This window comes from Streptomyces sp. NPDC046203 (assembly GCF_040646255.1).
Classification (GTDB): domain Bacteria; phylum Actinomycetota; class Actinomycetes; order Streptomycetales; family Streptomycetaceae; genus Streptomyces.
In genome coordinates this window covers 1-20,155 of record NZ_JBEYZX010000074.1, presented here as the reverse complement: position 1 = coordinate 20,155, position 20,155 = coordinate 1, and the positions used below count along the sequence as shown (strand labels likewise).

The following is a 20,155-nucleotide window of genomic DNA, read 5'->3' as shown; positions in this document are numbered from 1 at the left end:
CGGGAGTGCGGCGGGACCAGGTGGGGGCTCCCAGCAGGGGCGGCGGCCGGGCGCCCCCGGGAATCCGGGGGCGCACGGCCGTCAGGGGCGCAGTTCCCTGGCCTCGAAGCGGCCCTCCCCGAGGACCAGGACGAACGAGACCTGCTGGCCCTCGGAGAGTCCGCCGCCGCCCTCGATGTCCTCGGCGCGGAAGTAGACGGGCTCCTCGGAACCGATGGCGACGACGAATCCGTAGCCGGAGCCGCGGTCGTAGGACTGGACGAAGCCGACGCTCCTGTCCGTTTCCATGGGGATCCTTCCTTCGCGCGAGGGGGGTGTCCTCTGCTCGGTACCCCTCGCGGCCACCGGGATCCCGCCGGCGCGTCCGATGCCACCGGAGTGCCCCGCGGATCACCCGCGGGGCGGAACCCCGGTCGCGGCCGTCAGATCCCGGGGATCTGCCGGGCCTGGAAGGCGGCGCGGACGGCGTCCGCCGCGCTCGTGCCGTACATGCGCTGTGCCGTCGTGACGGTCTGCCGCGCCGCGTCCGCGAAGGAGGTGTCGGCGGCGAAGCCGAACTGGGCGTTCACGATGATCCGGTCGGCGGTCCGGGCGCCGAGCGCGCCGCGGATGTCCCACAGGGCGCGGGACCAGATCTCGCCGTCGGCGTGGACCTCGCCGATCCGGTCGGCGTAGACCTTGGAGCCGTCGAGCCGGCGCAGGCAGTGCGGGGTGCCGGAGTACGGGGTGGAGTCCCAGTCGGCGACACAGGCGAGCTCGGTCTTGATCGGCCAGCCGTAGCGGCCGGCGGCGTGCGCGCCGACCTCGACGGCCAGGTAGTCGCCGAAGGCCTCGCCGATCGCGCCGGCCTCCGGGGAGGTGCCGAAGCCGGGGACCTGGGCGTTGTGCACGGCGTGGCCGTACTCGTGGACGATCACCTCGGCGTCCTCGGCGTCGTCGACGCCGCCCTTGCCGAAGCGGATCTCGTTCTTCTTGTCGGTGAAGAAGGAGTTGTCGGCGCCGTACTGGTTGATCCGGACGGCCTGGGGACGGTCGTTGGCGCCGGGCAGTTCGCTGCCGAAGCCGAGGCCCTGAAGGTACTCCTGGGCCTCGTTGACCCAGAAGTACGCCATGACCTGCTCGAACTGGTCGTCGCTGCGGTTGTACCCGCCGACCGCGGCGAGCTTGGCGGCGGGGCCCGTCGAGGACCTGATGTACGCCCAGCGACCGGAGAGCGTGCCGCTGCCGTCGAGGTTGCGCAGCTCGGCGAGGGTGTAGGCGGACGCGGGCACCGCGTCGGCGGAGTCCTTGGCGTCGGTGAGCGTCTGGTCGCCCGTGGACTGGACGGGGTTGACCATGAAGATGCGGGCCTGCGGGCCGGTCGCCGCCGGGGTGGCGGGGGCCGGGGCGGCGGCCGAGGCGGCACCGGTCGGGGCTATCAGCGCCACGGCGGCGGTGGCCGCGGCGATCAGGCCGAGGGATGTGCGGCGTGCCATCAACGTCCTCCGTTGGGATGCGAGATGCGAGGGGGTGGCGTGGTGCGGGCGTGATCATCGCGCAGTGGGACGCCCCGCGTCGAGAGCCGGCAGATCACGGTTCGGCGGCTCGTCCCGGCGGGCGGAAGACCGGCGGGCAGCATGAAGAGACCGGGCAGCGCGGAGAGACCGGGCGGCCGGTGAGGCCGGGTGGTCCATCCCGGTGGTCCGTCCCGGTGGTCCAGCCCGAAGGCCAGTCCTGGCGATCGGCCCCGGCGCTCAGTCCTGGCGGCTGCTGTCGTCCCGCAGCCAGGTCTCGAAGTCGCGGGACCTGATCGCCCGGCGCGCGGCGCGGCGGGCGACGAGCGCGGCGGCGAGGAAGACGAGGAGGGCGGGCAGCAGCGCGGGGTCGGCGCGCAGCAGGGCGCGCAGGTCGGCCGTCCCGGTGCGGGCGGAGGCGTGGGCGGCGGGCCCTTCGACCTTCGACTCCCTTTGTTCTTGCTCCAGTTGGGCGGTGGAGGTGGCCGCGCGGACGCGGCGGCGGATCAGGTCGGGCCAGGTACGGGGCGGGCGGACGACGACCCGGGCGGTACGGACGACGGCGCGCTCCCGCTCGGTGAAGGCAAGCGAGGCGGCGAGATCGTCGGCCATCAGAGGCGGCAGGGCGGCGATCCGAGCGTGGCCCGCGCCGGACACGGCGATCACGCCTCGGCCGAACAGGCCGTCGCGGACGGCGGGCAGCCGCTGCCAGACCCGGTAGTAGGCCCGGACGGGCCAGGTGCAGCCCGCCATCGGCAGATGCCGTTCGGGGGCCGCGGCCAGGACCGGCTCGGGTCCGGTGAGGGCGGCGGCGAGTTCCCGGGCGTCGGCGGCGCCGAGTTCGACGTCGGCGTCCACGTAGATCCGGGGGAAGCCCCGGGCGTGCGCGTCGCCGAGGCGCAGGGCGTGGTGTTTGGACGGGACGGGGGTCTCGACGACCCGGACGCGCGGGCCGTGGGCGGCGGCGACGGACGCGGTCGCGTCCGTACAGCCGTTGCACACCACGAGCACGTCGAACTCGTCCTCGGCCGTGCCGTGCAGGAGGCCGGCCAGGAGCCGGCCGAGGGTGCGTTCCTCATTGTGCGCGGGAATCACGATGCTGGGCACGGGGTCAGTATGACCGTCCCGCCCTCCTCCCGCGTTTCTTTCGAGGATCTCCGGGAGTTTTCCACAACTCCTGGATGGGCTGCCCGAGTTGGTCTAGATTGAGCGCTGCCGGATCCGCCTGGGTCGCGTCTTCTCTCTCCTCCTGGGCGGTTTCTGTGTTCTGTGTGGACATGGCCGCGGCTGGGGAGACTCGCGTCCGGTCCGCATCGTTCTGTTCAGGCGGAAGAGCCGCGTTCCCTCGTCGGCCACCGCCGTCCTTCCCTTGTCCGCGAACCGTCGTGTCCGCGGGCCGACCAAGGGGGACGGGCGCGGTGGTGTCCGGGGGTGCGCGCGAAGCGCCCTTGGGGGGAATGGATGACCGTCCTGCCGGTCACGCATGAGCGGCACCGTGTCGAATCCTCGTATGCCGACCACTCGAACTCCGGCTTCCACCGCCCGCGGTGGAAGCGGAGACACCAACTCGTCCTGCTGGCCACGGACACCGTCGCCGCCATGGCCGCCGCACTCCTTGTGCTGCGGACCGGCGGCGGCCATTGGCCGGCCGTCCTCTGCCTGCCACCGGCCTGGGCCGGATCGCTGGCAGCGCACCACGCCTATGCCCCGGCCTCGTTCGGCTCCGGCGGCGGGCTGTACCGGCAGGTCCTGCGGGCCGCACTCGTCGTGCCCGCGCTCGCCGCGCTGCTCGGCTGGGGCCTCGCGGGCGAGCCGGAGCTGCCACGCGAGATGATCCTGGCGGTGCCGCTCGCCGCCGCGCTGTCCCTGACCGCCCGGTTCGCGCTGCGGCGCCGGCTGCGCGGCCTGTGGGCGCGGGGCCGGCACCGTACGACCGCCGTACTCGTCGGCCCTTCGGCCGGAATAGCGGAACTTCTCACCGCGCTGTTGCGCGACAGCCGGGCCGGCGCTCCGGCCGCCGCCGTGTTCCAGGGGATGGACCTGGCCGGGGTGTGCCTGACCGATCCCGAGGGCGCCGAGGCGGTGGACGTCTGCGGGGTCCCGGTGCTCGGCGGACTCGCCGAAGTCCAGGTCGCGTTACGGGCGTTCGGGGGCGGCAGCGCCGTGGTGGCGTTACCGGGCCCGGAGCTCGACGCGGCACAGATGCGCCGGCTGTCGTGGAGCACCGCCGCCGCCGGAGGCGAGTTCCTCATCGCCCCGGGATTCGGCGATGTGTCGGCCGCGCGACTGACGGTCCGGCCGGTCGGCGGAATGCCTCTGATACAGGTCCGGGCGCCCCGGCTGTCGCGGCTTTCCCGGCTCCCGAAGGAACTGATGGAGCGTCTGATAGCCGCACTGCTCCTGCTGTTGCTCTCGCCGCTGATGGGCGCGGTCGCCCTGGCGGTACGGCTCGGCAGCCGGGGCCCGACCCTGTTCCGGCAGGTCCGGGTGGGCCTGCACGGCAAGCCGTTCACCATGCTGAAGTTCCGTACGATGCGGACCGACGCGGAGGAGCGCCGGGCGGAACTCGCCCACGCCAACCACAACAGCGACGGCCTGTTGTTCAAGGTTCGCGACGATCCCCGCATCACCCGGGTGGGCGCCACCCTGCGCCGCTACTCTCTCGACGAACTCCCGCAATTGCTCAATGTGTTGACGGGACGGATGTCCCTGATCGGACCACGGCCCCCGCTTCCCGAGGAGGTCGCCGGCTACAGCCACGAGGTCCGGCGCAGACTGCTCGTGAAGCCGGGGCTGACCGGCCTGTGGCAGGTCAGCGGCCGCTCCGACCTGCCCTGGGACGAGGCGGTGCGCCTCGACCTGGCGTATGTGGACAACTGGTCGCTGGGCCTGGACACGGTGATCCTGCTGCGCACCGGCCCCGCCGTCGTACGCGGCACGGGCGCGTACTGACAGGGCTCCCCGCACCACACGAAGACCGCGCCCCGACCCGCACCACCCCGAGCACCCCGCACCGCCCAGCACCACCGCGCACGCCCAGCACCACCGCGCCGCGCCGGCATCTCCCGCCGCCGGCCGGCACGCCCACTGACCTGGAGGGGAACACGTTGAACGACGCCGACCGATCCGACGAGCGGCTGGGAGTCGCCGTCATAGGCGCCGGCTACTGGGGTCCCAACCTCGTCCGCAACTTCCAGGCCTGCGACCGTTTCCGGCTGCGCTGGCTGTGCGATCTGGACGCCGGGCGCGCCCGGCACGTCCTCGGCGAGTACTCCACGGTGCGGGCCACCGACGACTACGCGGCGGTGCTCGCCGACCCCGAGGTGCACGCGGTCGCCGTCGCGACCCCGGCGGGCACCCATGTGGACGTGGCGCTCGCGGCGCTGCGCGCGGGCAAGCACGTGCTCGTCGAGAAGCCGCTGGCCACCACGTACGCCGACGGGCTGCGGCTGGTGACGGAGGCCGAGGAGCGCGGGCTCACCCTGATGTGCGACCACACCTACTGCTACACCCCGGCCGTGACGAAGATCCGCGAGCTGGTACGCGAGGGCGCTCTCGGCGACGTCCACTACGTGGACTCGGTGCGGATCAATCTGGGCCTGGTCCAGCGGGACATCGACGTGCTGTGGGACCTGGCCCCGCACGATCTGTCCATCCTCGACTTCATCCTGCCCGAGCATGTGCACCCGGTGGCGGTCGCGGCGCACGGCGCCGACCCGATCGGTGCGGGCCGGGACTGCATTACGTATCTGACCCTCCAGCTCAGCACGGGCGCCATCGCGCACGTGCACGTCAACTGGCTCTCCCCCACCAAGGTCCGCACGACCATGGTCGGCGGCGCCAAGCGGACGCTGATCTGGGACGACCTGAACCCGGCGCAGCGCATCGCGGTCTTCGACCGGGGCGTGGACCTGGCCACGCCGCGGGACCTGGGCGCGGACGAGCGGCGTCAGGCCCTCATCTCGTACCGCAGCGGCGACATGGTCGCCCCCGCCCTCGGGGAGCGGGAGGCGCTGGGCGCCATGGTCGGCGAGTTCGCGGCGGCGATCACCGGGCGGCGGGCGCCGCTGACCGACGGGCGGGCGGGCCTGCGGGTGCTGGACATCCTGGAGGCGGCGTCGCGGAGCCTGTCGTTCCGCGGTGCGGTCGTCGGGCTGCGGACCGGTCCGGAGCGGTCCGAGCGGAACGTGGACACGACGGCGGGAGCGGGACGTTGAACGACTTCCAGGGCAAGCGGATCCTGGTCACCGGCGGGGCCGGCACCATCGGCTCCCATGTGACGGACCTCCTTCTCGAGGGCGGCGCGCGCGAGGTGGTCGTGCTCGACAACCTGGTGCGCGGGCGGCGGGCCAATCTGGCCGGAGCGCTGGCGAGCGGGCGGGTGGAGCTCGTCGAGGGCGACATCCGCGACGCGGCCACGGTGCGGCGGGTGACGGCGGGCGCCGATCTCGTCTTCCATCTGGCGGCGATCCGCATCACCCAGTGCGCGGAGGAGCCCCGGCTGGCCAACGAGGTGATGGTGGACGGGACGTTCAACGTCCTGGAGGCCGCGGCGGCGGCCGGGGTGGGCAAGGTGATCGCCTCGTCGTCGGCCTCGGTCTACGGTCTGGCGGAGTCCTTCCCGACGACCGAGCGCCACCACCCGTACAACAACGACACGTTCTACGGGGCGGCGAAGGCGTTCAACGAGGGGATGCTGCGCAGTTTCCACGCCATGTACGGCCTGGACTACGTGGCGCTGCGCTACTTCAACGTGTACGGGCCGCGGATGGACATCCACGGCCTCTACACCGAGGTGCTGATCCGCTGGATGGAGCGGATCGAGGCGGGCGAACCGCCACTGATCCTCGGCGACGGCACCCAGACGATGGACTTCGTCCATGTCCGCGACATCGCGCGGGCGAACATCCTGGCGGCGCGCGCGGACGTCACGGACGAGGTGTTCAACGTGGCGAGCGCGACCGAGACCTCGCTGCGGGAACTCGCCGACGCGCTCCTCGACGCCATGGACTCCGGTCTGGAGCCGGTGCACGGCCCGGCCCGTGCGGTGAACGGGGTGACGCGACGGCTCGCGGACACCTCGCTCGCGGCGGAACGGATCGGGTTCAAGGCGGAGATCGGTCTGCGGGACGGGCTGCGGGACCTGGTCGCGTGGTGGCGCGCGGAACGCTCCGCCACCGCCACCGGCACCGGCGCCGCCACCACCACCGCCACCGCCGCCGTCCCCGCCGCCGAACCGAAGGCAGAGGCGGAGGCACCCGCGCGGATCCCGGTCATGGTGCCGTGGCTGGGCGAGGAGGAGGCGCGGGCCGCCGCCGAGGCGGTGCGGTCCGGCTGGGTCGCGCAGGGCCCGAGGGTGGCCGCCTTCGAGGCGGCCTTCGCCAAGCGGGTCGGGGCGCGGCACGGTGTGGCCGTCAGCTCCTGCACCACCGCGCTGCATCTGTCGCTGCTCGCGCTGGGGCTCGGCCCCGGCGACGAGGTGGTGGTGCCGTCGCTGTCCTTCATCGCCACCGCCAACGCCGTCCGGTACGTGGGCGCGGTCCCGGTCTTCGCCGATGTCGACCTGGCCACCGGCAATGTGACCCCGGACACCGTCGACGCGGTCCGCACCCCCCGCACCCGGGCCGTGCTCGCGGTGCACCAGGCGGGGGTGCCGGCGGACGTCGGCGCGCTGCGGGCGGCCTGCGCGGACTGGGGGCTGCCGCTGGTGGAGGACGCGGCCTGCGCGATCGGCTCGACGGTGGACGGCGGGCCGGTCGGGCGGGGCGCGCTGCTCGCGGCCTGGTCGTTCCATCCGCGCAAGCTGCTGACCACCGGCGAGGGCGGCATGGTCACCACGGACGACCCGGAGTGGGCGGCGCGGCTGCGCCGGCTGCGCGAGCACGGGATGGACGTGTCGGCGGCCGAGCGGCACGCGAGCGGGAAGCCGGTCCTGGAACGCTATCTGGAGACCGGGTTCAACTACCGGATGACCGACATCCAGGCCGCGGTCGGTCTGGCGCAATTGGAGAAGCTGGCCGCCCTGGTCGCCCGCCGCCGCGAACTCGCGGCCCGCTACGGCGAGTTGCTGGCCGATGTGCCGGGGCTCACGCCGGTGCGGGATCCCGCGTACGGGCAGGGCAACGTCCAGTCGTACTGGGTGCTGCTCGCCGAGGACTTCCCGGTCGGCCGGGACCGGCTGCTCGAACTGCTCGCCGAGGCCGGGGTGTCGGCCCGTCGGGGCATCATGGCGAGCCATCTCGAACCCGCCTACGCGGGGCACCCGGTGGCGCCGCTGCCGGTGACCGAGCGGCTCGCCCGCGACTCGCTGATCCTGCCGCTGTTCCACACGATGACCGGGGAGCAGCAGGACCGGGTGGCCGCCGTCCTGCGGGACGCGGCGGTACGCCGGTGAGCCGCACCCTGGTCGTCATCGGCGCCGGCGGCTTCGCGCGGGAGACCGCGCAGGCCGCCCTCGCCGCCGGTCTGCCGCTCGCGGGCCATCTCGACGACGACCCGGCGCTGCACGGCACCGAGGTCGGCGGCGTCCCCGTGCTCGGCGGCACCGAGCGGGCCGCCGAGCTGCCCGAGGACACGGTGTTCTCGGTGTGCGTGGGCAACCCGCGCGACTACGCCTCCCGGGCCCGGCTGGTGGACCGTCTCGGGCTGCCGGAGGACCGGTACGCCACGGTGGTCCACCCCACGGTGGCGATCGCGGACGACTGCGTCCTCGGCCCCGGCACGGTGCTGCTCGCGCACACCGTCCTGACGGCGGCCGTGCGGCTGGGCCGGCATGTCGCGGTGATGCCGCATACGGTCCTCACCCACGACGACCGGGTCGGCGACTTCGCGACGCTCGCCTCGGGCGTGCGGCTCGGCGGCGCCGCCCGGATCGGGGCAGGCGCCTATCTCGGCGCGGGCGCGCTGGTCCGCGAGGGGACGGCGATCGGCGCCTGGTCCCTCGTCGGGATGGGCGCCGTGGTCCTCGCCGACGTGCCGCCGGGCGAGGTGTGGGCCGGGTCCCCGGCCCGCCGACTGCGCGCCGCACCGCCCTTTGCCCTCGACCGGCTCGCCCGGTCGGGCCTGCCCGAAGGCCCCGCGCGACCCCGTACGTCCTTACGACCCGACCACCACCACGACGACGCCGCCCGGAGCTTCCGGGCGGTCCCGGCACGAGGAGCGAACGGCTGATGGACCGGATCCCCCTGGTCGACCTGCGGGCGGCCCACGCGGAGGTCGACGCGGAGGTACGCGCCGGATTCGACCGGATCCTCGCGGACACGGCGTTCATCGGCGGCGAGGAAGTCGCCGCGTTCGAGCGCGAGTACGCCGAGTTCGGTGGCGTCGCCCATGTCGTGGGCGTCGCCAATGGCACGGACGCGCTGGAACTGGCGCTGCGGGCGAGCGGTGTGGAGCCCGGCGACGAAGTGGTGCTGCCCGCCAACACGTTCATCGCCACCGCCGGGGCGGTGACCCGGGCCGGGGCCCGTCCCGTCCTGGTGGACTGCGCGCCGGACACGCTGCTCCTCGACCCCCGGGCCGCCGTCGCCGCCGCCGGCTCCGCGACCCGCGCGGTGGTGCCGGTCCATCTGTACGGGCAGTGCGCCGACGTCGCCGCCCTCGCGGCCGGACTCCCGCCGCACGTACGGATCGTGGAGGACGCGGCGCAGAGCCAGGGCGCGAGCCGGGCCGGCCGTACCCCGGGGCGCGGCGGCATCGCGGGGACCAGTTTCTACCCGGGCAAGAACCTCGGCGCGTACGGCGACGCGGGCGCGGTGCTCACCGACGACGCGGGCGCCGCCGCCCTGGTGCGGGCCCTCGCCAACCACGGCGGAGTGGCCAAGTACCGGCACGAGGTACCGGGGTTCAACAGCCGGCTCGACGGGCTCCAGGCCGTGGTGCTGCGGGCGAAGCTGCGCCGGCTCGCGGCCGGGAACGCGGCCCGGCGGGCGGCGGCGGCCCGTTACGACGAACTCCTCGCCCCGCTCGCCGAGGCCGGCCGGGTGATCCGGCCGGTCACGGACGAGGGGAACACGCACGTCTGGCATCTGTACGTGGTGCGGGTCCCCGGGTCCGACCGCGACACGGTGGTGGAGAAGCTCGGCGCCGAGGGCGTGGGCGCGGGTGTGCACTACCCGGCACCGGTCCATCTGACGCCCGCGTACCACCGACTCGGCTACGGGCGGGGCGACTTCCCGCACGCCGAGGCCGCCGCCTCGGAGATCCTCTCGCTCCCGCTGTTCCCGCAGATCACCCCAGACCAGCAGCGCCGGGTCGTCGACGCGCTGGTGCACGCGCTCGCCTGAGCGCGCCCGCCGGCCGGCCGCCCCGGCCGGGACCGTTTCCGCCCTTGAAAGGCCCCGCGATGCCGAAGCAGTTCCGACGGACCAGAACCGCCGTGTTCGCCCTGGTCGCCCTCGTGGCCGCGCTGTTCCTCCCGTCGGCCGGACCCGCGAGCGCCGTCGCCGACCCGTGCGGCACGGGCGGCAACCCGATCGTGTGCGAGAACTCCAAGGCGGGCACGCCGATGTCCGACTGGTTCTCCGGGAACAGCTACGGCGACATCGCGGGCTTCGCGACGAAGGTGAGCGCGCAGCCCGGCGAGACCGTCCAGTTCAAGATCCAGTCGCCGGTCGCGTACCACGTCGCTGTCTTCCGGCTCGGCTGGTACGGCGGTGACGGCGCCCGGCAGATATCGACGGCCGCGCAGGCCGCGCAGACCTATCCCGCCAACTACACCACCAAGCGCGCCGATTGCCTCTCCGACAAGACGACGGGGCTGCTCGACTGCGGCAACTGGCCGGTCACCGCGTCCTGGACGGTGCCGGCCGACGCCGTCTCGGGGCTCTACATCGTCAACTTCGACCAGGCGGACGGCAACGGCCTGATGCCGTATCCCGTCATCGTGCGCAACGACGCCAGTACCTCCGACATCCTCGTCCAGACGGCGGACCAGACCTGGCAGGCGTACAACGACTGGGGCGGTGCCAATCTCTACGACGGCAACGGTCCGGCGCCCGACGGGCGTGCGTACAAGGTCAGTTACAACCGTCCGATGGACATCGGCGGCGACAACGGCGTCTACGGCTCCGAGTTCGAGATGATCTCCTGGCTGGAACGCAACGGCTACGACGTGAGCTACACCTCCGGTGTCGACGTCGCCACCCGGGGCGCCACGATCCTGCCCAAGCACCGGATGTACATGTCGCAGGGGCACGACGAGTACTGGACGGCCGAGCAGTTCACCAATGTCCTCAATGCCCGCAAGGGCGGCCAGCACCAGGGGTACTTCGCGGGCAACGAGATCTTCTGGAAGACCCGGCTGGAGCCGGCCATCGACTCCGGCAAGGCGGCCGACCGGACCCTGGTCTGCTACAAGGAGACCAAGCTGAAGTTCCCGACGCCGAACGGCGTGCCCGACCCCAGCACCACCTGGACGGGTACCTGGATGGACCCGGACAGCACCAAGGGCGGGGCGCCGTACCGGCCGCAGAACCTCCTGACCGGCTCGCTGTTCCAGGTGAACGGCTACCGCAGCGACGCCATCAAGGTCCCGGCGGCGTACGCGAAGATGCGGCTGTGGCGCAACACCTCGGTCGCCTCGCTGACCGGCAGCCAGGTCGCCACCTTCCCGACGGGGACCCTCGGCTACGAGTGGGACGCCGACGTCGAGAACGCCTCGCGGCCGTCCGGCGAGATCCGGATGTCGTCGACGTCCGTCGACATCCAGGACGGCAAGTACCTGCTCGACTGGGGCAACTCCTACGGGAACGGCACCGCCACCCACAGTCTGGTCGCCTTCCGTGACCAGACCTCCAAGGCGCTGGTGTTCGGCACCGGCACCGTGCAGTGGTCGTGGGGGCTCACCAACGTACCGACGTCCGACCCGGCGGGCGGGGTCGTCACCGAGGACAAGCGGATGCAGCAGGCGACCGTGAACATCCTCGCCGACATGGGGATCCAGCCGAAGAGTCTGCAGTCCACCCTGGTCGCCGCCACCGCCTCCACCGACACCACCGGCCCCGCCGTCACCGTGACGAGCCCCGCCCCGAACAGCTCCGTCCCCGCGCTGCGCCAAATCACCGTCACCGGTACGGCCGCGGACACCGGCGGCGGCGTGGTCGCCCGGGTCGAGGTGTCCACGGACGGCGGCACCACCTGGCGCGCCGCCGACGGCACCGCCTCGTGGAGCTACACCTGGACGCCGATGACCCAGGGCTCCGTCCAGCTCAAGGTCCGGGCCGTGGACGACAGCGTCAACATAGGCACCGTGACGACGGTGCCGCTGACCGTGGTGGCCCAGCAGTGCCCGTGCACCGTCTGGCCCGCCTCCGCCGCGCCCACCACCCCCAACGGCGCCGACGGCAGCTCCGTCGAACTCGGCGTGAAGATCCGCAGCTCCGTCCCCGGCACGATCACCGGCATCCGCTTCTACAAGAGCGCCGCCAACACCGGTACGCACAAGGGAAGTCTGTGGTCCGCGTCCGGGCAGTTGCTCGCCACCGGCACCTTCACCGGCGAGACCGCGTCGGGCTGGCAGCAGATGAAGTTCGCCACCCCGGTGCCGGTGAAGGCCGACACCACCTACATCGCCTCGTACTTCGCCCCGAAGGGCGGATACGCCTACGACGAGGGCTACTTCACCTCCCAGGGCGCCGGTCTCGCCCCGCTGACGGCGCTGAAGACCGGTACGGACGGCGGCAACGGCGTCTACCAGTACACCTCTTCCGGCGCCTTCCCCGCCCAGTCCGCGAACGGGGCGAACTACTGGGTGGACGCCATCCTGGAGACCGGCACCGCGAGCACCGTGCCGCCGACCGTCACCGCTCGGACCCCCGCGGCGGACGCCACCGGCGTGTCGATCACCGCGCCGCTCTCCGCCGAGTTCAACACGGCGGTGGACGCCGGCACGCTGGTATTCACCGTGAAGGACCAGAACGGCGCGGCCGTGCCGGGCAAGGCGACGCTGAGCGCGGACGGCCGCACCGCCGCCTTCACCCTGTCGGGGCAGCTCGCCCTCGGCGCCCCCTACACGGTGTCCGCGCAGGCCGCCGACCTGTGGGGCAATGTGATGACGGCACCGGCCGAATGGACCTTCACCACCAGCGCCACCCCGCCGCCCACCGCCTGTCCGTGTGATCTGTGGGGCGCCGAGGCCGTCCCGTCGAAGGCCGCGGAGACCAATGACGCCAACTCGCTGGAGCTGGGCACCCGGTTCCAGTCGGCGGTGGACGGCAAGGTCACCGGTGTCACCTTCTACAAGTCCGGCACCAACACCGGTACGCACACCGGCAGTCTGTGGAGCGACACCGGCACCCTGCTGGCCAGTGGAACCTTCACCGGCGAGACGGCGACCGGATGGCAGCGGCTCACCTTCGCCACTCCGGTGCCCGTCACCGCCGGGACCCGCTATGTCGTCTCGTACCACGCGCCGAACGGCAACTACGCCTCGGACGGCGGCTACTTCGGCACCGCGTTTCTGAACTATCCGTTGAGCGCTCCGGCGAGCACCTCGGACCGGCCCAACGGCCTCTACAGATACGGGACCGCGAGCGCCTTCCCGACCTCCTCGTACAACGCCACGAACTACTGGGTCGGCCCGCTCTTCGCGACGGGCTGACCCACCGGCCGGGCTCCGGTCCGCCACGGACCGGCCCCGGGGACTCGACGCCCCACCGGCCCATCCGGCCCACCGACTCGTCGCCCCCGACCCCACCGACCCGATCCGCCCCACCTGCCTCGGCCGCCGAACCGGCCTCCACGGAAAGACGGGGAACGCCCCACATGAGCTCAGTCAGCGTCGTGATCCCCTGCTACAAGTACGGCCACTTCCTGGCCGACTGCGTACGCAGTGTGCTCGACGAACAGCCCGGTCTCGACGTACGGGTGCTGATCATCGACGACGCGTCCCCCGACGACTCGGCGGAGGTGGCCCGAAAGCTCGCGGCCGGCGACCCGAGAATCGAGGTACGGGTCCACGAGACGAACCGGGGGCACATCGCCACGTACAACGAGGGGCTCCTGGAGTGGGCGGACGGCGACTACGTCGTCCTGCTGTCCGCCGACGACCGGCTCGTCCCCGGGGCGCTCGTCCGGGCCGCCGCACTGCTCGACGCGCACCCGGAGGCGGGCTTCTGCTACGGGCGGCCGCTGCGCTTCGAGCACGGCGGCCCCCTGCCGGCGGCCCGCACCCAGGGCACCGGATCAGTCGTCTACCCCGGGCACTGGTGGCTGGAGCGGCGCTTCCGCGAGGGCACCGGGTGCATCACCTCGCCCGAGGTGATGGTGCGCACCAGCCTCCAGCGGAAGGTCGGCGGCTACGACCCGGAGCTGCCGCACGCGGGCGACATCGAGATGTGGATGCGGCTCGCCGCCCACGCGGACGTCGGCTACGTCCAGGGCGCGGACCAGGCGTACTACCGGGTGCACGGACACAACATGTCCACCACGGACTTCGGCGGCCAGCTCGACGACATCCGCCAGCGCCGGGCGGCCTTCACCGCGGTCCTCGACAAGTGCGGCGACCGGCTCCCCCAGGCCGGCCGGCTGGCCGAACTGGTCGACACCCGGCTGGCCCGGCAGGCACTGCGGCGCGCCTACCGGGCGTACGACCGGGGGCGCACCGGTGTGGTGCCGGTGGCCGAGCTGGAGGCCTTCGCCCGCGCGTGCCGCCCGGACGCCGAGTCGCTGCCGGAGTACCGGGCGCTGCGGCTGCGGCGCCGGATCGGCGCGCGGACCATGCCGTACCTCCAGCCGCTCATCCTGTCGGCGGTGGCCGACCGGGCGCGCGAGTGGCTGTGGTGGCGGTCCTGGCGGCGGCGCGGCATCTGACCGGCGCCCGCGGCCCCTCCGTCCCCTTCGCTCTTCCCTCCTGCTTCTCCCTCAAGTCCCTCCGTGGAAAGGCATGTCCGTGAACTACCGGGTGCAGCCCACCGCCCAGGTCGACGCCCAGGCGGTCGTCGGCGCCGGCACCAGCGTGTGGGAGCTCGCGCAGATCCGCGAGGACGCCCGCCTCGGCGAGAACTGTGTGATCGGCCGGGGTGCCTACATCGGCCCCGGGGTCACCCTCGGCGACAACTGCAAGCTGCAGAACCACGCCCTGGTGTACGAGCCCGCCGTCCTCGGCGACGGCGTCTTCATCGGCCCGGCGGCCGTGCTCACCAACGACCACCATCCGCGCGCCGTCGATCCGGACGGGCGGCTGAAGCGGGGTGGCGACTGGGAGCCGGTCCCCGTCCGGGTCGGCGAGGGCGCGGCGGTCGGGGCCCGCGCGGTGTGCGTCGCGCCGGTGACGATCGGCCGCTGGGCGCTGGTCGCGGCCGGTGCGGTGGTCACTTCGGACGTACCCGACTTCGCCCTGGTGATGGGGGTGCCCGCGCGGCAGACCGGCTGGGTCGGCCGGGCGGGCGAACGGCTGACCCCGGATCCGGCTCGGCCCGGGGTGTGGTGCTGTCCGCGGACGGGCGCGCTGTACGAGGAGTCGGACGGACGGCTCACGGAGTGCGATGCGCCGCGGTGAGCCGGCGTGCGGCGCGGCGCCGGCGCCGCGCCGTCGCGTACCGCTCGGACCACAGCGCGGACACCACGCCCACCAGGGCGGCGAGCGCGCCCGCCCCGGCCACGGCACGGGTGCGATTGGGCGGCAGGGCGACGGTGCCGGGACGGTTGAGCAGGTCGACGGTGAGCAGGCTCGCCGCCGGTACGTTCTGCCGTGCCTGGAGGGCGGCCAGATGCCGGCCGTACACCCCGACGATCGCCTGGACGACCCGGTCGGCCTCCTCGGGCGCGGTCTGTTCGGCCTCGATCTGGAGGGTGGGGATCGAGTAGGACGGGGTGGCGCTGGTGCCGCTGTTGCGCGGCGTGAGGCGATAGGTTCCGTGCACTCCCGCCTTCTTCAACTCGGCTTTTCCTTCGGCTGCTTGGAGCTGCTGGACCACCGCGTAGGAGACCGTGGCCAGCGAGGGCCGGAGGTTGGTGAGCTGGTTGGGCTGATTGCCGGTGCGCGGCGGCTTCACCACGAGGACGGCCGAGCTCTGGTAGCGGGGCGGGGGCCGCAGCGCCGGGTAGCAGGCGGTGGCGGTGACGAGCGCCGTGAACAGCAGGACGTGCCAGCGGCGCAGCAGCACCCGGGTGAATCCCTCGGGGGTCAGCGCCCCGGCCCCCGCTCCGGGATCCGCGGCCGCATCGGCGGCGGTACTGGTGGCCGGACCCGTGGCCGTCGTCGCGGCTCTCGCACCCGTTTTCACGTCTGTGCCCCCGTCCGTGGTCATCGGGACCGATACTGGCACCACCGGGGGCGGCAGGGGGAGGATTCGTGAGCATCGCCGACATCTTCCGTGTGCTGTACCGGCGTTGGTACGTGATGGTGCCGCTGACCCTGCTGAGCCTGCTGGCAGGCGGCTACCTCGCGACGACGGTCCCGGTGACCTACGAGTCGCGCGCCGAAATGGCGCTGCTGAACTCGGCGCGGGTCGCCCGGCCGGCCCCCAGCTACGGCAACCCGCTGGCGTACACGAGCGGTTCGCTGATCGGGACGGCCGATGTGCTGATCCGGGCCCTCCAGTCGCCGGAGACGGTACGGTCGCTGCGCGAGCGCGGGGTCACGGACGCCTACGGGGTCGACTTCGCCGCCAACGCGGACGGTCCGTTGCTCACCTTGACGGTCACCGGCGAGGACCGGACGCGGGTGCTCGACGAGACACGGCGGATCACCGACTACGCGGCCGAGCAACTGCGCACCCTGCAAAGGCAGGTGAAGGTTCCCGAGGGCTACGAGGTGCGGTCGGCCCGGATCGTGCCGCCGCAGAAGCCGGTGTCGGAGCCCAAGTCCCGCTATCAGAAGGTCGCCGCCGTGGTGGCGTTCGGCCTCACCGGGGCCTTCGTCCTGTCCTTCGTGGTGGAGGCATGGGCGGCCGCCCGGCGCCGTGCGCGCGGGCTCCCGGAGCCCCGGGGGGCCGCCCCGTCGGCGCCCCGGCCGGGCGCGGGCCGGATCCGTACCCTGCTGACCCGTCCGCTCGACGCCACGGCGGTGCTCACCGGCTATCTGGCGCTCGCCCTCTTCCTGCCGTCGAACCTGGCGCTGCCCGCGCTGGGCGGTGCCGGCACCCCGGCGAACGTGTTCGCGCTCCTCGGGCTGTTCTGGTACCTCGCGACCTGGTCCCGCGGCCGGATCGCGCCCGCGCCCGGCACCCGTACCGTACGGACGGTGATGCTGGTCCTGGCGCTGGCCGTGCTGCTCTCGTACGTCGCCAACCAGGACCGGATCAGCTCGCAGAAGGAGATACTGGCGGCCGACCGGGGACTGATCGTGCTCCTGGTGTGGGTGTCGCTGGTGGTCGTGGCCTCGGCCGGGATCCAGGACCGCAAGCGGCTGGACGTGTTGCTGCGCCGGCTGGTGGTGATGGGGTCGGTGGTGGCCGCGCTGGGTCTGTACGACTTCTTCACCGGCACCAACATCGCCGACTCGCTGCACATCCCCGGGCTCAACTCGAGCGTGGCGAGCGTCTCGGTCCTGGACCGGGGCTCGTTCACCCGGCCCCGGTCGCTCACCGCGCATCCGCTGGAGTTCAGCGGCATGCTGGCGATCCTGCTGCCGTTCGCCCTCGCACAAGCCCTCGATCCGGCGCGCCGGGCCGCCGGGGCGCTGCGCCGGTGGGCCCCCGTGGTGCTGCTGGGCGGCGGGCTGCCGCTGACGGTGTCGCGCACCTCGATCATCGGCGTCCTGGTCGTCGTGCTGATCATGATGCCGCGCTGGAAGCCGCAGCGGCGCTGGACCGCGATCGGCATCCTGTTCGGGTCGGTCGCGGTGTTCAAGGTGCTCGTGCCGGGACTGATCGGCACCATCACCGGGCTGTTCGCGGGAAGCCTCAACAACGCGGACAGCAGCACCCAGGCCCGGACCATCAAGTACCCGAAGATCTACGAGTACTTCACTCAGGATCCGCTCTTCGGGCGGGCCTTCGGCACCTTCACGCCGGAGCGCTACTTCTTCACCGACAACCAGTATCTGCTCACGCTCGCCGAACTCGGCGTGCTCGGCGTGGCGTGCCTGCTGCTGCTCGGGCTCACCGGGGTGCACCAGGGCGGCGCGATCCGGCGCCTCGCGGGCGACGAGGCGGACCGGGAGCTGGGGCAGGCGTTCTTCGCGACGTCGATGGTGGCGCTGGTCATCGGCGCCACCTTCGACACGCTCAGCTTCCCCATGTTCGCCGGGGTGTTCTTCCTGCTGCTGGGCCTCGGCGCCAGCTGTCTCGGCTTCGTACGGCGGGAGGCGGCCGCGCGCACCTCGACGCCCGGGCCCCCCGCCGATCCTCTCGCCCGTCCCTCCGACTCGCCTCAGCTCGTGGAGATGTGATGCCCCGTCAACTCGATCGCCCCGAGGAGCGCCGCCGGTCCGGCCCGGTCGCCGTGGTCGTCGTGACCTGGAACAGCGCGGCCGTGCTGCCCGGCTTCCTGGACGCGCTTCCGGCCGCGATGGCGGGTCTGGAGTGGCGGCTCGTCGTCGCCGACAACGACTCCTCGGACGACACCGTCACCGTGCTCCGCAAGCACGCCCCGGACGCCACCGTCGTCGAGACCGGCCGCAACGGCGGCTACGCCTTCGGCGTCAACGCGGCCCTGCGCGCGGCCGGTGCCTTCGACGGAGACTGCGCGGCGGTGCTGGTCTGCAACCCGGACATCCGGATGACCGAGGGGTGCGCCGCGACCCTGGTCGCGGGCCTCGGCGGCGCGCTGCCGGACGGCACCCGGGCCGGGATCACGGTGCCCCTGCTGTACGAGGCGGACGGCGCCCTGATCCACTCGCTGCGCCGGGAGTCCACGGTGCCCCGTGCGCTGGGCGAGGCCGTGCTCGGCAACCGGCGGGCCGGCCGGTTCCCGCGCTGGAGCGAACTGGTCACCGCACCCGGCGCCTACGCGGGGCGGACCAGTCCGGACTGGGCGACGGGGGCACTGATGGCGCTGTCCGCCGAGTGCCTGGCGGACTGCGGGCCGTGGGACGAGTCGTTCTTCCTCTACTCGGAGGAGACCGAGTACTGCCTGCGGGCCCGGGACCTCGGCCACCGCACCCGGCTCGAACCGGAGGCCCGCGCCGTCCATCTCGGCGGGGAGTCGCGGGTCTCGCCGCGACTGTGGTCGCTGCTCGTGGTCAACCGGGTCCGGCTCTACCGGCGGCGCCACGGTCTCGCCGCGACGGTCGCGTTCCGAGGGGCGGTGCTGCTGCGGGAGCTCTCCCGGGCGGCCCTCGGCCGCCGGCCGGCCCGGGCCGCGGTACGGGCCCTGCTCGGCGCGGCCGGGGGCCCGGCCGGAGCCGCCCGCGCGGCGGGGCACCGGGCCGGACCGCCCACGGGCGCCGCGCGGGGGTGACGGGGAGTGCCGCGCGACGCCCCCGGGAGCGTCGCGCGGCCTCGTCCCAGCCTGCCTGGCCATCACCGGCCTGTTCAGCCGACGTTGACGCCCCTCCAGGCGTTCTCGACGGCCGTGGCCTCGGCGCTGCCCGCGCCGTACAGTTCGCTGGCCGCGGCGATGGTGCCGGTACGGGCGGCCGCGTAGTTGGTGGACGACGTGAACTTGGTGGTCAGCGCCCGGAACCAGATCTTCGCGGCCTTGTCGCGGCCGATGCCGGTGACGGTGACGCCGTTCGCGGTGGGCGAGTCGTAGCTCACGCCGTTGATGGTCTTCGCGCCGCTGCCCTCGGACAGCAGGTAGAAGAAGTGGTTGGCCGGACCCGACGAGTAGTGCACGTCGATCGAGCCGATGCCCGAGTACCAGGCGTCCTTGGACACCCCGTCCCTGCTCGGCTTGTCCATGTAACGCAACGGGGTGCCGTTGCCGTTGAGATCGGCGTTCTCGCCGATGAGGTAATCACCCTTGTCGGTCGCGTTGTTGGCGTAGAACTCGATCGCGGTGCCGAAGATGTCCGAGGTGGCCTCGTTGAGACCGCCGGACTCACCGCTGTAGACGAGCCCGGCGGTCACGGAGGTGACGACGTGGGTCATCTCGTGGCCGCCGATGTCGGTGGTGGTGAGCGGCTTGGCGTTGCCCACCCCGTCGCCGTACGTCATGCAGAAGCAGGAGCCGTCGAAGAACGCGTTGGCGTACCCGTTGCCGTAGTGCACACGGGAGTTGGCGGGGACGCCGTCGCCGCGCAGGCCGTTGCGGCCCAGCTCGTTCTTGTAGAAGTCCCAGGTGGTGGCGGCCGCGTAGTGGGCGTCGGCAGCGGCGCTCTCACGGTGCGAGACCAGGCCGTTGCCCCAGACGTCGGTGGTGTTGGTGAAGAGCGTGCCCGTGCCGGTCGTGGCGCCCTTGAGGTCGTACGTCTTGAAGCCGCCGCGCGAGGCGTCGGTCAGGGTGTACGAGCCGGAGGTGCCGAGCGTGACCTGGCCGCTGTACATGGTGTTGCCGACGCCGGTCTCGATGGACTCGTAGGAGAAGAGCTCCTTGCCGCTGGTGGCGTCGGTGATGACGTGGCGGCGGCTCGGGGTGCCGTCGGCCTGCGTCCCGGTGACCACGGTCTCCCAGGCGAGAACGGGCTTGCCGGCGGCGGCCCAGATCACCTTGCGCGTGCCCCCGGCTTTCGCGGCCTTGGCATCGGAGGCGGCGACGGCGGACTTGCCGGCGGTCGCGGCGGCGACGGCCGGGGCGGTCGTGGGGACCGATATCCGGGCGCCGGTCGCCTTGGTGGT

Annotated in this window: 15 protein-coding genes; 10 read left to right on the top strand and 5 right to left on the bottom strand. The window is 73.0% G+C overall.

Going from position 1 to position 20,155, the window contains the following annotated elements:
* Positions 1–81: 81 nt before the first annotated feature.
* From ABZ990_RS29985 to ABZ990_RS29975, 3 genes are all read right to left on the bottom strand, one after another.
* The gene (locus ABZ990_RS29985; RefSeq protein WP_361238351.1) at positions 82–288 is read right to left on the bottom strand and encodes a cold shock domain-containing protein; all 207 of its coding nucleotides are present in this window, start codon (positions 286–288) and stop codon (positions 82–84) included.
* 134 nt (positions 289–422) lie between these two features.
* Positions 423–1,475 (bottom strand): M4 family metallopeptidase, encoded by a 1,053-nt coding sequence (locus ABZ990_RS29980; RefSeq protein ID WP_361238348.1) that lies wholly within the window; start codon positions 1,473–1,475, stop codon positions 423–425.
* Between the two features lie 258 nt (positions 1,476–1,733).
* Positions 1,734–2,600 carry a glycosyltransferase family 2 protein gene (locus ABZ990_RS29975; RefSeq protein WP_361238345.1) on the bottom strand — a complete coding sequence of 289 codons (867 nt, stop codon included), beginning with the start codon at positions 2,598–2,600 and terminating at the stop codon, positions 1,734–1,736.
* 354 nt (positions 2,601–2,954) lie between these two features.
* Here ABZ990_RS29975 and ABZ990_RS29970 point away from each other — a divergent pair, with 354 nt between their 5' ends.
* From ABZ990_RS29970 to ABZ990_RS29935, 8 genes are all read left to right on the top strand, one after another.
* A complete protein-coding gene (locus ABZ990_RS29970; RefSeq protein WP_361238342.1) occupies positions 2,955–4,445 on the top strand; it encodes a sugar transferase in 1,491 nt (496 codons plus the stop codon).
* Positions 4,446–4,600: 155 nt separating this feature from the next.
* Positions 4,601–5,710 (top strand): Gfo/Idh/MocA family oxidoreductase, encoded by a 1,110-nt coding sequence (locus tag ABZ990_RS29965; protein ID WP_361238339.1) that lies wholly within the window; start codon positions 4,601–4,603, stop codon positions 5,708–5,710.
* The gene (locus ABZ990_RS29960) at positions 5,707–7,887 is read left to right on the top strand and encodes an aminotransferase class I/II-fold pyridoxal phosphate-dependent enzyme (protein ID WP_361238336.1); all 2,181 of its coding nucleotides are present in this window, start codon (positions 5,707–5,709) and stop codon (positions 7,885–7,887) included. Before ABZ990_RS29965 ends, ABZ990_RS29960 begins: the two co-directional genes overlap by 4 nt.
* Entirely contained in the window at positions 7,884–8,663 is a 780-nt protein-coding gene (locus ABZ990_RS29955) for a NeuD/PglB/VioB family sugar acetyltransferase (protein WP_361238333.1), read from the top strand. The genes ABZ990_RS29960 and ABZ990_RS29955 overlap by 4 nt, the downstream gene beginning before the upstream one ends.
* Positions 8,663–9,778: a DegT/DnrJ/EryC1/StrS family aminotransferase gene (locus ABZ990_RS29950; RefSeq protein ID WP_361238330.1), complete on the top strand. Its 1,116-nt coding sequence runs from the start codon at positions 8,663–8,665 to the stop codon at positions 9,776–9,778. The genes ABZ990_RS29955 and ABZ990_RS29950 overlap by 1 nt, the downstream gene beginning before the upstream one ends.
* A gap of 59 nt (positions 9,779–9,837) precedes the next feature.
* Positions 9,838–13,092, top strand: coding sequence for a DUF4082 domain-containing protein (locus ABZ990_RS29945; RefSeq protein ID WP_361238327.1), 3,255 nt, complete (start codon positions 9,838–9,840; stop codon positions 13,090–13,092).
* A gap of 164 nt (positions 13,093–13,256) precedes the next feature.
* Positions 13,257–14,303, top strand: a complete 1,047-nt coding sequence (locus ABZ990_RS29940; RefSeq protein WP_361238324.1) for a glycosyltransferase — start codon at positions 13,257–13,259, stop codon at positions 14,301–14,303.
* A 79-nt stretch (positions 14,304–14,382) separates the two neighbouring features.
* The gene (locus ABZ990_RS29935) at positions 14,383–14,991 is read left to right on the top strand and encodes an acyltransferase (protein ID WP_361238354.1); all 609 of its coding nucleotides are present in this window, start codon (positions 14,383–14,385) and stop codon (positions 14,989–14,991) included.
* Here the strand turns inward: ABZ990_RS29935 and ABZ990_RS29930 are convergent.
* The gene (locus tag ABZ990_RS29930; RefSeq protein ID WP_361238321.1) at positions 14,966–15,742 is read right to left on the bottom strand and encodes a hypothetical protein; all 777 of its coding nucleotides are present in this window, start codon (positions 15,740–15,742) and stop codon (positions 14,966–14,968) included. The genes ABZ990_RS29935 and ABZ990_RS29930 overlap by 26 nt on opposite strands.
* Positions 15,743–15,786: 44 nt before the next feature.
* Here ABZ990_RS29930 and ABZ990_RS29925 point away from each other — a divergent pair, with 44 nt between their 5' ends.
* Entirely contained in the window at positions 15,787–17,826 is a 2,040-nt protein-coding gene (locus ABZ990_RS29925; protein ID WP_361238318.1) for an O-antigen ligase family protein, read from the top strand.
* Entirely contained in the window at positions 17,826–18,836 is a 1,011-nt protein-coding gene (locus ABZ990_RS29920) for a glycosyltransferase family 2 protein (protein ID WP_361238315.1), read from the top strand. Before ABZ990_RS29925 ends, ABZ990_RS29920 begins: the two co-directional genes overlap by 1 nt.
* Positions 18,837–18,910: 74 nt before the next feature.
* Here the strand turns inward: ABZ990_RS29920 and ABZ990_RS29915 are convergent.
* Positions 18,911–20,155, bottom strand: a 1,245-nt coding sequence (locus tag ABZ990_RS29915) for a M4 family metallopeptidase (RefSeq protein ID WP_361238312.1), incomplete at its 5' end; no start/stop codon positions are given.

Excerpts from the sequence above, each read along its gene's own strand:
- ABZ990_RS29985 (WP_361238351.1), bottom strand. The coding sequence starts at position 288 with ATGGAAACGGACAGGAGCGTCGGCTTCGTCCAGTCCTACGACCGCGGC.
- ABZ990_RS29980 (WP_361238348.1), bottom strand. The coding sequence starts at position 1,475 with ATGGCACGCCGCACATCCCTCGGCCTGATCGCCGCGGCCACCGCCGCC.
- ABZ990_RS29970 (WP_361238342.1), top strand. The coding sequence starts at position 2,955 with ATGACCGTCCTGCCGGTCACGCATGAGCGGCACCGTGTCGAATCCTCG.
- ABZ990_RS29950 (WP_361238330.1), top strand. The coding sequence starts at position 8,663 with ATGGACCGGATCCCCCTGGTCGACCTGCGGGCGGCCCACGCGGAGGTC.
- ABZ990_RS29945 (WP_361238327.1), top strand. The coding sequence starts at position 9,838 with ATGCCGAAGCAGTTCCGACGGACCAGAACCGCCGTGTTCGCCCTGGTC.
- ABZ990_RS29940 (WP_361238324.1), top strand. The coding sequence starts at position 13,257 with ATGAGCTCAGTCAGCGTCGTGATCCCCTGCTACAAGTACGGCCACTTC.
- ABZ990_RS29930 (WP_361238321.1), bottom strand. The coding sequence starts at position 15,742 with ATGACCACGGACGGGGGCACAGACGTGAAAACGGGTGCGAGAGCCGCG.
- ABZ990_RS29920 (WP_361238315.1), top strand. The coding sequence starts at position 17,826 with ATGCCCCGTCAACTCGATCGCCCCGAGGAGCGCCGCCGGTCCGGCCCG.